We start from the raw sequence: 12240 nt of genomic DNA, 5'->3' as shown, positions 1-12240 counted from the left end.
TACCCGCCACGCTCGTGCGTCGCTGATGGTGGCTTCGGCCCCAAGTCGTTATGCCCGGTGCCCGAATCGTTACCGGCGGGTCGGATCAGCCGAAATCGAGATCGTCCAGCTCCTCCACCACGGTGACCTTGCGCTTGCGGCCACCCCGCATCCGGCCGATGCCACGGCGTCCGCCGGTGTCCGCGTTGCCGGACGGCAGGATCCGCTGCGGCGCCACCCGGGGGCGCGCCACGTGCGCGGGCGGCGGCGCGACCCGGGGTTCCACAGGGTCGGACACGACGAGGGGCGTCCGGGGCGGCGGGGCCGCGACCACGGGCCGTGGTGCCGCGGCCACGGTGGGCGGTGCCGCGACGGCGGCAGGCGGGGCGGGGACCGCGGCAGGCGGGGCGGCGATCGGCACGGAGACCCGTTCACGGCGGGGCAGGCCGGCGTCCCGCAGATCCACGTCGTCGAGCCCGGTCACCCACCGCAGCCGGTGGTCGAGACCGCGGTCCTGCAGCTCGGCCCAGATCTCGTCGTGCCACGCCCCGGGCTCGCCGCTCCCGAACGCCCGGGAGTTCGCGCTGACCCACACCACGTCCTCGGACGGGCGGCGGTCCGCGATGTCCAGGACCGTCAGCCAGTTCACCGTGGCCGTGTAGCCGCGCCGCTTCCGGTCCACATACGGGCGGCGGCGCTGCAGTTCACGGGCGGCGACTTCGAGGTGTGAGGTGTACGCCGGCTCGATCACGTCGCAGCCCATCGCCTCCAACTGCCGGGCGAGCGAGTCGACGTAACCGTCGGCCTTGGCCCGCGCGGCGTCCACGAACGCAGACAGGTCGTCGCGGAGCCCGAGCCGGTCGTACATCCGTGCCTGGACGGTGAGGGCCTCGATCATCGCGACCGACTCCCGCTGGTACCGGTGGGCGACCTCGACGAGGACGAGGCGGGGGACGAGCACTCGGCTGCCCCGGTCGAGGGCGTCGCGGACGAACGTCTCGAAGCGCGCGTCTCGCGTGACGGCCGAAGTATCGAGGACAATCAGCATTGATCGATTCTCACCGAACGCGTCGGCAGCGCCAGGGAAGTTGCTGAGTCGTTACCGAAACACCCGACCAGTCGGTATCGCAGCACCCGCCGGGGCATTGCCGCCCGGTTGCCGGGCGGCCATCTCAGTGGATCTTGAAGATCACCGCGCGCTGCACGACGAAGTTGATGACCGTCGCCGTGCCCTGCGCGATGACGAACGCGAGCGGCAGACGCCACCATTCGTCGGGGAATGCGTGGTACATCACCCAGTTGAGGCCCACCTGCACCGCAAACGTGACGGCGTACAGGATCACGACGGCGACGAAGCGGGCGCGGCTCGGTTCGGCCTTGAACGTCCACCGGCGATTGATCAGGTACGCGGTGGTGGTGCCCGCGATGAAGCTGATCGACTTCGCCACGTTGACGGGCAGCCCGACCACCTCGAACAGCAGGAAGTACAGGCCGAAGTCGACGACCGCCGACAGTCCACCGGTCAGGACGAAACGGACGATCTGCGTCTTCAGGTCCAGTGCGTCGTCGGCGATGTTCTCGGTGACGGGGATCTCGACGGGGAGCGGAACGTGAGGTTCGTGCTCGTGACTCGGCTGGGTTTCTGACACGACGACGAGGCTAGCGCCCCGTGAGTACTTCTTAACCGCCCGCGGTTAACAAGTACTCACAGGCGGTAGCCTCTATGCCGATGTCCACGACAGCAGAAGAGACGCCCACCCAGGCGCTCCCCACACAGACCCGCACCCTCACCGGCTGGGGACGCACCGCGCCCACCACCGCGCAGGTGCTGTCCACTCCCGACGTGGAGGTGATCGCGCAAGCGGTCGCCCAGGTCGCGGAGCAGAACGAGTCGAAGCCGGCTCACCTGCAGCGTGGGGTGATCGCCCGTGGCCTCGGCCGCTCCTACGGCGACCCGGCGCAGAACGCCGGTGGCCTGGTCATCGACATGAATGCGCTGAACCGGATCCATCGCATCGACCGCGACACCCACCTCGTGGAGGTCGACGCCGGCGTCAACCTGGATCAGCTGATGAAGGCGGCGCTGCCGTTCGGCCTGTGGGTTCCGGTGCTGCCGGGCACCCGGCAGGTCACCATCGGCGGTGCCATCGGCTCCGACATCCACGGCAAGAACCATCACAGCGCCGGCAGCTTCGGCAACCATGTGGTGTCGCTGGACCTGCTCACCGCCGACGGCAAGGTGCGGACGCTGACGCCGAAGGGCGGCCGCAACGACCCCAAGGGCGCCCTGTTCTGGGCGACGATCGGCGGCATGGGCCTGACGGGCATCATCCTCAAGGCGACCATCAAGATGACGCCGACCGAGACGGCGTATTTCATCGCCGACGGCGACGTCACCCAGACGCTCGACGAGACCATCGCGCTGCACAGCGACGGCAGCGAGGCCAACTACGAGTACTCGAGCGCCTGGTTCGACGCCATCGCCGCGCCCCCGAAGCTGGGCCGGGCCGCGGTCTCCCGGGGCTCGCTGGCGAAGCTCGACCAGTTGCCGGCGAAGTTGCAGAAGAATCCGCTGGCGTTCGACGCGCCGCAGCTGCTGACGTTCCCGGACGTGTTCCCGAACGGCCTGGCCAACAAGTTCAACTTCTCGATGATCGGCGAGCTGTGGTTCCGGAAGTCCGGCACCTACCGCGACAAGGTTCAGAACTTGACGCAGTTCTACCACCCGCTCGACATGTTCGGTGAGTGGAACCGCGCCTACGGATCGAACGGATTCCTGCAGTACCAGTTCGTGGTGCCGACCACCGCGGTCGAGGAGTTCAAGGCGATCATCCGCGACATCCAGACGTCGGGGCACTACTCGTTCCTCAACGTGTTCAAGCTGTTCGGCGAGGGCAACCAGGCGCCGCTGAGCTTCCCGATCCCGGGCTGGAACATCTGCGTCGACTTCCGCATCAAGCCCGGCCTGAACGAGTTCGTCACCGAACTCGACAAGCGGGTCCTGAAGTTCGGCGGCCGTCTCTACACGGCCAAGGATTCGCGGACCACCGCCGAGACGTTCCACGCCATGTACCCGCGGATCGACGAGTGGATCGCCACCCGCCGCAAGTACGACCCCACCAATGTCTTCGCCTCCGATATGTCCAGAAGGTTGGAACTGTAGTGATCAACGCTGTCGGGAACCCCCAGACCCTCCTGCTGCTCGGTGGCACCTCCGAGATCGGTCTCGCGATCTGCGAGGAGTACCTGAAGAAGGCGCCGATGCGGGTGATCCTCGCCGCGCTGCCCGGCGACCCCGGGCGCGACGGCGCGGTAGCCCAGCTGAAGGCGGCAGGCGCCAACGCCGTCGATGTCATCGACTTCGACGCCGTCGACACCGAGAGCCACCCGAAGGTCATCGACGACGCCTGGGCGAAAGGCGACGTCGACGTCACCATCGTCGCGTTCGGCCTCCTCGGCGACGCCGAGGAACTGTGGCAGAACCAGCGCAAGGCCGTCCAGATCGCCGAGGTCAACTACACCGCGGCCGTGTCCGTCGGCGTCCTGGTCGGCGAGAAGATGAAGGCACAGGGCTTCGGCCAGATCATCGCCATGTCGTCCGCCGCGGGCGAGCGCGTGCGCCGCTCCAACTTCGTGTACGGCTCCACCAAGGCCGGACTCGACGGCTTCTACCTCGGACTCGGTGAGGCCCTGCGTGAGTTCGGTCCGCGCGTCCTCGTCATCCGTCCCGGCCAGGTCCGCACCCGCATGTCCGCGGACGTGAAGGAAGCCCCGCTGACGGTGAACAAGGAAGACGTGGCCAAACTCGCCGTCACGTCGGCGGAGAAGGGCAAGGATCTCGTCTGGGCGCCCGGCGCATTCCGGTACGTGATGATGATCCTGCGGCACATCCCGCGACCGATCTTCAAGAAGCTGCCCATCTAAGCTTCGCCCTCGTGACGGAAGCAGACGTAGCACCGGCCCGACGGTCCCTGTCGACAGCTGCCGAAATGCTGCTGGGGGCCGTCGTGGCCGCGGTGGTGGCAGCGGTCGGACTGTTCGCGTTCGGGCGGGTGCAGTGGCCTGCGTTCAACTCGTCCAACGTGACCCAGGCCGTCACGACGGTCGGCCAGGTCGTGGCCATCGCGGGTATCGCGGTGTCGGTGCTGCTGGTCCGGCTGCACCGGGCCGCGCGGTTCGCCCGGCTGCTGTCGTGGGCGAGCCTGTCCGGCTTCGTCACCGTCACACTCGGTCTGCCGCTGGCCGCGACCAAGCTGTACCTGCACGGTGTCTCCGTCGACCAGGAGTTCCGCACCGAATACCTCACGCGGCTGACGGACTCGGCCGCACTGCGCGACATGACGTACGCCGACCTGCCGCCGTACTACCCGGCCGGCTGGTTCTGGGCGGGTGGGCGCGTCGCCAACCTCCTCGGCATGGACGGCTGGGAAGCGTTCAAGCCGTACGCCATCGGATCCCTCGCCGTCGCCGCCGTCGTCGCACTGGTGTTGTGGAGCAACCTGATCCGCCACGACCTGGCCATCGTGGTGTCCCTCGCGACGACGGCCCTCGTCCTGGCCTACGGTTCGCCGGAACCGTACGGCGCCGTCATCACGCTGCTGATCGGTCCCGCGCTTGTCCTCGCCTGGGGCGGCCTGAATCGTGCCGACGGGCGCGGCGGTTGGGGTGCCGTGATCGGCACCGGCCTGTTCCTCGGTCTCGCCGCCACGTTCTACACGCTGTATCTCGGTCTCGCCGCCTTCGCGATCACCCTGCTCGCACTGCTGGCGGCGGCGCTGCGCGTGCGCGCCCGGAAGTCGTGGCGGGCGGCGGTCGACCCGCTGGTCCGGCTGATCGTGATCGCCGCCGTGTCCGGGCTCCTCGCCCTGACCGTGTGGCTGCCGTATCTACTGAAGGTCGTGGGTGGTTCGCCCGCCGCGTCGGGAACCGCGCTGCACTACCTGCCCGAGGCGGGCGCACAGCTGCCGTTGCCGATGATCCACTTCTCCCTCACCGGGGCGTTGTGCCTGCTCGGCACCATCTGGCTCGTCGCCCGCGCGTCGACGTCACGGCGCGCGCAGGCCCTCGGCGTCGGAGTGGTGGCCATCTACCTGTGGTCGCTGTTGTCGATGGCGTTCACGGTGCTCGGCAGCACCCTGCTCTCGTTCCGGCTCGAGCCCGTGCTGATCGTCCTGCTCGGCGCGGCAGGCGTCTTCGGATTCGTCGAATTCGCGGGGTGGCTCGTGCTCGCGACCAGCGACAACCCGCGGGTCAAGGGTGCGGTCCTGGTGATCGGCGTGCTGGGTGCGCTGTCGTTCGTCCAGAACATCCCGAAGTTCCTCGACGCCGACATCGCCGTCGCCTACACCGACACCGACGGCAACGGCGAACGCGCCGACCAGCGCCCACCCGGTGCCGCCGCCCACTACGCGGCGGTCGACGAACTCATCCGGGCGCAGGTCCCCCGCGACCGCGACGACACGGTGGCCCTCACCGCCGACACCAGCTTCCTCAGCTTCTACCCCTACCTCGGGTTCCAGGCGCTGACGTCGCATTACTCGAATCCCTTGGCGGACTTCGCCGGACGCGCCCGGACCATCGCGGAGTGGAGCGAGCTCGAGACACCCGACCAGCTGGTGGCCGCACTCGACGCGGCGCCGTGGCGGGCGCCCGACGCGTTCGTGTTCCGGCAGGGCCCCGACGGATACACGCTGCGGCTCGCCGAGGACGTGTATCCCAACGACCCCAACGTGCGCCGCTACACCGTCACGTTCCCGAAGGAACTGTTCGACGACCCGCGATTCACGGTGTCGGAGACCGGACCGTTCGTCGTCGTCACAAGAAACTGATCGGTCTGTTCGCGTTTACTCGGCCCTGCTCGCGGGAACACCGCAGCCAATCAGGGAAGCGGGTATTTTCCGCGCCCCGAGGGGAATTGTCGGGTCGTCGCGAGGAGCGGTCATGCCGGATGCAGTGGAACCTCGACGTGCCGGCAGCGGTGCCGAAGACTATCTTCTCGGCACCGCTCCCGGTGAGGTGATCGTGCATGCCGGACTCGCAACGACGATCGGAGCGATCATCGGTGTCTACGTCGGGCACTGGGCGCTTTTCGTGGTCGCAGTGCTCGGCGCCGCCGTGTTCGTCGCCGGCGACGTCGTCGTCCATCTGAGTCGACAAAGGTCGCCGGACATCAGTCCGGCGACCCCTGTCAGGCACCCTGTCGGGCGGGCTGCCTAGTTGAGCTTCTGCGGCACGCCGTAAGTCATCACGGTGTCACCGTTCTCCGTCACGGCCATCGCGTACGGACGGATGGTGACCGGCCCGATAGCACCGGAGATGGAGCCATGAACTCCCTGCATCCTGACCACAGCCGCCGATCCGTCGAACTCCTGCCCCTCGAGGAGCGGGACGGTGGTGATTCCACCCGGTTCCAGGTCGATATCGAGTTCCTGCGACGGAATGATGTCACCGGCGAGTTCCGCGTTGGTCCCTGCGTTCAGGTCCAGCGTGAAGTCGGGGACGAGTCCCAGGTTGATTCCATTACTCGACCCGATTGCGAACCCGAGTCCGGGCGAGTTGAGGACGATGGTCGCGCCTGCCAACGAGACCGGGTAACCGATCTGATAACCGACGGTGAGCTGAGTTCCCTTGAACTCTTCCGCGTTCGGCCCGGTGATGGCGACCCCCGCGTAACCGTTGTGGAAGAACTCCACGCTGGTAGGTACGCCGTCCAGCGGCGGTACGACCTGATACTGCGTGTCGCCCTGGACGACTTCGATGCGATTCCCTCGTGCATCGATCACGGAGCTGGAATTGTCCACGCCGGCCGACGCCGTGCCGTTGCCCATGACCATGGCGAGCGCGGCGATGCCTGCGACTGCAACCGTCCGTGTGAAGCGTTTGTACCCAAATCGAGATGTGCTGATGTCCGTCATGCCGACCCCATTCAGAATGCACTGCAACCGATACGGAAAAGCATGCTGAGCGTAACCAGTGGGGCAGAAGAATATCCCTGTATTGATCAGAAGTTCACAAATCAACTTGATGTGATACACGCAACAATTACCCGATCGCAACCCAGGAAGCTCTCAGCGACCTCCGGTACCCTCGATCGATTGACATCGACCCGAGAACCGGAGGCGCTGCTGCGTGACTGAGATACTCACCCCGGTCGAGACGACTCGGCCCGCCGGGAGCACCAGCACCACCGCTCGCCCTGTCCGCTCCCGTTTCCGGCCGCACCCGGCCGATGTCGCAGCGGTCGTCTTCTATGTCGGCCTGGCCGCATTCGTGTTGGCCCGCCAGTGGAAACACCTCGGAACCGGCTATCTGGTGCGCAGCGGCCAGGACCAGACCATGTGGGAGTGGTTCTTCGCGGTCGCCGCACGCTCGCTGGTCCGTCTGGAGAACCCGCTGTCCAGCGACCTGCAGAACTATCCACTGGGCGTCAATCTCATGGGCAACACGGCGATGTTCGGCATCAGCATTCCGCTGGCGCCCATCACACTGTTGTTCGGACCGAACGTCACATTCACTCTGGCACTCACACTTGGCCTGTCGGGCACGGCAATTGCCTGGTATTGGGTCTTCTCACGGCACGTCGTGTCCTCGCGACTCGCGGCGGCCGTCGGCGGCGGCCTGTGCGGTTTCGCACCCGCCCTGATCTCGCACACCAACGGGCATCCCAACTTCGTCGCCCTGTTCCTGCTGCCCTTCATCGCGCTCGCCGTGATCAGGCTGGGCAGCGGCGCGCGACCCGTGCGCGACGGCATCGTGCTGGGACTGCTGATCGCCTACCAGATCTTCCTCGGCGAGGAACCCCTGCTGATCTACGCGCTGGCGTTCACGGTGTTCGGGATCGCCTACGCGGCGTCGCGCCCGCGGACCGCGTTCGCGGCAGTCAGGCACAGCATCAAGGGTTTTGCGGTCGCGGGCGGCGTCGCGCTGGCCGTCGCCGCCGTTCCCCTGTGGTGGCAGTTCTTCGGGCCCGACAGCTACCGCGCGATCGAACACGGCCCGGTGGGCAACGATACCGAGTCGTTCACCAGCTTTCCGACATCCTCCCTGGCAGGCGAGCCCGGGTCCGCCGAGTTCAGCATGAACGCCACCGAGGAGAACGCGTACTTCGGCTGGCCCCTGCTGATTCTCCTCGGCCTGTCCGCCCTGTGGCTGTGGCGGATGCCGCTCGCACGCGCGGCGGCCGCCACGGTCGGGGTGATGGGTGTCCTGTCGCTCGGGACGTCGCTGACGATCGGCGGCTGGGACACCGGAATTCCGTTGCCGTGGAAGCTGATCTCACACCTGCCGCTCCTCGAGTCCGTCCTCGAGTCGCGCTTCGCGATGGGCTGCCTGCCCGCCGCCGCGCTGCTGCTCACGCTCGGCACCGACCGCGCCCTGGCGTCCGCCCGCGAGGGCCAGCGGACCACCACGCTGCTGTGGGTCGGGTGGCTCGTGGTGGCGCTGCTTCCGCTGACGCCGACACCCCTGGCAGTCGTGCAGCGGGACGCCGCGCCGAACTTCTTCGCCGACGGTACGTGGCGGGACTACGTCACCGACGGTTCCGTCGTCACGGTGCCGCTCCCCTCCCCGGAAAACGCCCGGATGCTGCGCTGGCAGACCGAGCAGGATCTCGCATTCCCCATTGCCGGTGGATATTTCGTCGGCCCGGCCGGCAGCGAGCAGCGGGGCAAGTACGGGCCCGACGACCGCCCCACCGCACTACTGCTCGCGTCCGCGCAGTCGTCCGGCCAGGTACCGGTCATCGACGACGCGACGAGGGCCCAGGCGCTGACCGACCTGAAGTTCTGGAACGCCGACGTCCTGGTCCTGCCGCACACCCAGAACGATCGCGTCCTGCGCGAGACGGTCCGGCAACTCGTCGGGGCGCCGGCGAAACCCGTCGACGGCGTGTGGCTGTGGGACGTGCGGTGGCTGCACCACCCGTGAGTACTTATCAACCGCCGGACGTTAATAAGTACTCACGGGTGACTAACATCGTGCTGTGCCACAACCGCCGCTGCCCGACGTCCGGAGCATCCGCACTTCCCGGCTCATCGCGATCGTCACCGGCCTGATCGGTTTCGTTCTCGCGCTGGCCACCCCGTTCCTGCCGGTGAAGCAGGACGCCGCGACGATCGACTGGCCGCAGAACGGCACGCTCGGCAGCGTCGAGGCGCCCCTGGTCTCGTACACGCCGCTGGCCCTGCAGGTGAACGTTCCCTGCTCGGTGTTCACGCAACTCGGGCCCGACGGCGGCACCGTCGTCTCCACCCTCCCGAACCGGGCGCCCGACTTCGAGAAGAACGGCCTCGTCGTGAAGGCGGGGGCCGGCGGCACGGTCGACGTCACCCTTCGCGGCAGGTCCCTGATCTCGGCGGGTGCGGGGGACCTGCAGGGCTGCACCGGTCTCACCGTCACGTCCGACTACCAGCGGACGTCGGCCGAGGTCACGGGCACCGCCGAACCGCTCGCCGGTTCCGTCGAGGGCGACCAGCGACCGCAGATGGTCGGCCTGTTCACCGACCTGCAGGGGGCGGCGCCCGCCGACTTGAGCGTGCACGTCGACCTCGACTCCCGGTTCTCGTCGAGCCCGACGCTGCTCAAACTGCTGGCGATGATCGTGTGCGTCCTCGCGACGCTGACGTCGCTGTACGCGTTGCACCGCGTGGACGGCATCGACGGCAGGCGCGCCCGCCGCTTCCTGCCTGCGCACTGGTGGAAGTTCACCGGCGTCGACGCCGTCGTGATCGGGACGCTGCTGCTGTGGCACGTGGTGGGCGCGAACACGTCCGACGACGGCTATCTCCTGGGCATGGCGCGGGTGTCGGAGCATTCCGGTTACATGGCCAACTATTTCCGCTGGTTCGGCGTCCCCGAGGCGCCGTTCGGCTGGTCGTACGAACTGCTCGCGACGCTGGCGAAGGTGAGCACGGCGAGCATGTGGATGCGACTGCCGACGCTGCTCGCGGCGCTGCTCTGCTGGATGGTGATCAGCCGGGAGGTCATTCCCCGCCTCGGTGTCGCCGTGCGCCGCAACAGGACTGCCCTCTGGACCGGTGGCCTGGTCTTCCTGGCGTTCTGGTTGCCGTACGACAACGGGTTGCGCCCCGAACCGGTCATCGCGCTCGGCGCCCTCCTCACGTGGTGTTCCATCGAACGGGCCATCGCCACCGGACGACTGCTTCCCGGTGCCGTCGCCGTGCTGATCGCCGCGTTCTCCCTCGCCGCCGGACCGTCCGGGCTGATCTGCATCGCGGCCCTGATCGCGGGTGCGCGGCCGATCCTGCAGATCATCATCGCGCGCGGCCACCGGGTGGGATTTGCGTCCCAGATCCTGCCGATCCTCGCCGCGGGAACGGTCGTGATGGTGGCCGTCTTCGCGGATCAGACACTGGCGACGGTGCTCGAATCGACGCGTGTCCGCACTGTCCTCGGCCCTAACGTGGCATGGTTCGACGAACGGCTGCGCTGGGATTCGCTGATGGGGATCTCCCCGGACGGCTCGCTGGCCCGCCGGTTCGGTGTGTTCGTGATGCTGCTGTGCGTCGTGGTCTGCGTGATGCTGATCCTGCGCAAGGGGAAGGTGCCCGGGACCGCGATCGGGCCGTCGCGCCGCATCCTCGGCATCGTGTTCGCGTCGCTGCTGCTGATGATGTTCACGCCCACCAAGTGGACCCACCACTTCGGGGTGTACGCGGGGCTCGCGGGTTCGGTCGCGGTGCTCGCCGCGGTCGGGGTGGGGGCGGCGAGTATCCGCTCGAAACGGAACCGCACGCTGTTCGCCGCGGGTGTCCTGTTCATCCTCGCGGTCGCGTTCACCAGTTCCAACGGCTGGTGGTACGTCTCCAGCTACGGCGTCCCGTGGTGGGACAAGCCGCCGATGATCGCGGGCAAGGGTTTCTCCACGCTGTTCCTGGGACTCACGGTCCTCATGCTGCTCCTGGCCGCCTGGTACCACGTCCGCGAGCCGTACGAGACGGGCAAGAAGCCCAACGGGAAGCGCGCCCGGATGCTCGCGCCGTCGCCGCTGACCGTCGCGGCCGGTGCCGTCGTCCTGTTCGAGGTGCTGTCGCTGCTGAAGGGGGCCGTCGCGCAGTACCCGGGGTACTCCATCGCGAAGGCCAACATCGAGTCGGTCACCGGCGGCACGTGTGCGCTCGCCGACGAGGTCCTCGTCGAAACCGACCCGACCGCCGCCCTGCTGCAACCGCTCACCCCCGTCACCGACCAGGGCGGTGCGGGCGCGTTCGGTGCGACGTCCGCGGAGGGCTTCACCCCCAACGGCATCGCAGACGACCTCACCGCCGACTCCGAGAAGATCGCGACCGGCGGCGCCAACACCGTCGACACCGAAACCGACGAGACGACCACGGGCACCAGTTCCGGCACCGGTGGCGGCACCGAGGCCACCGCCGGAGTCAACGGCAGCACCGTGACGCTGCCGTTCGGTCTCGACCCCGCCCGAACCCCGGTTCTCGGCAGCTACCAGCCGGGCGGGGAGCAGAAACCCGCCTCCCTCACCACCGGCTGGTACGGGCTGCCCGACCGCAGCGACGACGCACCGATCGTCACGATCTCGGCGGCCGGACGCATCCGGTCGGTCGACGCGGACGGCGTCGTCACCCCCGGCCAGAGCCTGAAGGTCGAGTACGGGGTGGCCGGTCCCGACGGGTCCGTCACCGCGCTCGGCACCGTCGACCCGATCGACATCGGACCGTCCCCGTCCTGGCGCAACCTGCGGGTGCCACTCGACCAGCTGCCCGCCGAGGCGAACACGGTCCGGCTCGTCGCGGACGACCCGGACACCGACCCCGGACAGTGGCTGGCGGTCACGCCGCCCCGGGTGCCGAAGATGCAGACCCTGCAGACCGTCGTCGGGTCCAGCGACCCCGTGCTCCTCGACTGGGCCGTCGGGCTCGCATTCCCCTGCCAACGCCCGTTCGACCACCGGTACGGGGTCGCCGAGGTCCCGCAGTGGCGCGTTCTTCCCGACCGCATCGGCGCCGAGTCCACGAACGCCTGGCAGGACAAGTTCGGCGGCGGCCCGCTGGGCTGGACGGACCAGTTGCTGTCGGCGAGCACCCTGGCCACCTACCTGTCGAACGACTGGGACCGCGACTGGGGTTCGCTCGAGCGGTACACGCCGCTGGACGAGTCGGCGACGCCCGCCGAGGTCGAATCCGAACAGGTGACCAGGTCGGGTACCTGGTCGGCCGGACCGGTGCGTTACTACTAGAAGCGCCCCTACCCTCTGGTAGGCGGCAATATGCCTCCTCAGGTTCC

At 68.1% G+C, this 12240-nt stretch carries 9 protein-coding genes; 6 read left to right on the top strand and 3 right to left on the bottom strand.

The genetic code is table 11. From position 1 onward, the window contains the following. Positions 1-85: 85 nt before the first annotated feature. Positions 86-1027, bottom strand: a complete 942-nt coding sequence (locus JWS14_RS22290) for a PIN domain-containing protein (RefSeq protein ID WP_206014377.1) — start codon at positions 1025-1027, stop codon at positions 86-88. A 124-nt stretch (positions 1028-1151) separates the two neighbouring features. Then, positions 1152-1628, bottom strand: a complete 477-nt coding sequence (locus JWS14_RS22285; RefSeq protein ID WP_072938553.1) for a GtrA family protein — start codon at positions 1626-1628, stop codon at positions 1152-1154. A gap of 80 nt (positions 1629-1708) precedes the next feature. On the opposite strand from JWS14_RS22285, the gene JWS14_RS22280 reads away from it, so the two are divergent. The 4 genes from JWS14_RS22280 (at position 1709) to JWS14_RS22265 (ending at position 6195) form a co-directional block, all read left to right on the top strand. Beyond that, a complete protein-coding gene (locus JWS14_RS22280; RefSeq protein WP_072938591.1) occupies positions 1709-3142 on the top strand; it encodes a decaprenylphosphoryl-beta-D-ribose oxidase in 1434 nt (477 codons plus the stop codon). Further along, a complete protein-coding gene (locus JWS14_RS22275; protein WP_072938555.1) occupies positions 3142-3903 on the top strand; it encodes a decaprenylphospho-beta-D-erythro-pentofuranosid-2-ulose 2-reductase in 762 nt (253 codons plus the stop codon). Before JWS14_RS22280 ends, JWS14_RS22275 begins: the two co-directional genes overlap by 1 nt. 11 nt (positions 3904-3914) lie before the next feature. Then, complete coding sequence (locus tag JWS14_RS22270) at positions 3915-5807, top strand: galactan 5-O-arabinofuranosyltransferase (RefSeq protein WP_206014376.1); 1893 nt, start codon at positions 3915-3917, stop codon at positions 5805-5807. 112 nt (positions 5808-5919) lie between these two features. Then, positions 5920-6195 carry a hypothetical protein gene (locus JWS14_RS22265; RefSeq protein WP_072938560.1) on the top strand — a complete coding sequence of 92 codons (276 nt, stop codon included), beginning with the start codon at positions 5920-5922 and terminating at the stop codon, positions 6193-6195. Here JWS14_RS22265 and JWS14_RS22260 read toward each other — a convergent pair. Continuing rightward, entirely contained in the window at positions 6192-6893 is a 702-nt protein-coding gene (locus tag JWS14_RS22260) for an MspA family porin (protein ID WP_072938563.1), read from the bottom strand. The two genes, JWS14_RS22265 and JWS14_RS22260, sit on opposite strands and share 4 nt — an antisense overlap. 214 nt (positions 6894-7107) lie before the next feature. Here JWS14_RS22260 and JWS14_RS22255 point away from each other — a divergent pair, with 214 nt between their 5' ends. Together JWS14_RS22255 and JWS14_RS22250 are read left to right on the top strand one after the other, a co-directional pair. After that, on the top strand, positions 7108-8904 hold the full coding sequence (locus JWS14_RS22255; protein WP_206014375.1) for a glycosyl transferase: 1797 nt from the start codon (positions 7108-7110) through the stop codon (positions 8902-8904). Between the two features lie 55 nt (positions 8905-8959). After that, positions 8960-12193 carry an arabinosyltransferase domain-containing protein gene (locus JWS14_RS22250; protein ID WP_206014374.1) on the top strand — a complete coding sequence of 1078 codons (3234 nt, stop codon included), beginning with the start codon at positions 8960-8962 and terminating at the stop codon, positions 12191-12193. Positions 12194-12240 lie beyond the last annotated feature (47 nt).

The organism is Rhodococcus koreensis (genome assembly GCF_017068375.1).
GTDB classification, from domain to species: domain Bacteria; phylum Actinomycetota; class Actinomycetes; order Mycobacteriales; family Mycobacteriaceae; genus Rhodococcus_F; species Rhodococcus_F koreensis.
The sequence above is the reverse complement of the archived record's forward strand: the minus strand, read 5'-3'. Positions and strand labels throughout refer to the sequence as shown.

What these genes read in the sequence shown, in the direction of transcription:
- JWS14_RS22290 (WP_206014377.1), bottom strand. Translation starts at nt 1,027, where the DNA reads ATGCTGATTGTCCTCGATACTTCGGCCGTCACGCGAGACGCGCGCTTC.
- JWS14_RS22280 (WP_072938591.1), top strand. Translation starts at nt 1,709, where the DNA reads ATGTCCACGACAGCAGAAGAGACGCCCACCCAGGCGCTCCCCACACAG.
- JWS14_RS22265 (WP_072938560.1), top strand. Translation starts at nt 5,920, where the DNA reads ATGCCGGATGCAGTGGAACCTCGACGTGCCGGCAGCGGTGCCGAAGAC.
- JWS14_RS22260 (WP_072938563.1), bottom strand. Translation starts at nt 6,893, where the DNA reads ATGACGGACATCAGCACATCTCGATTTGGGTACAAACGCTTCACACGG.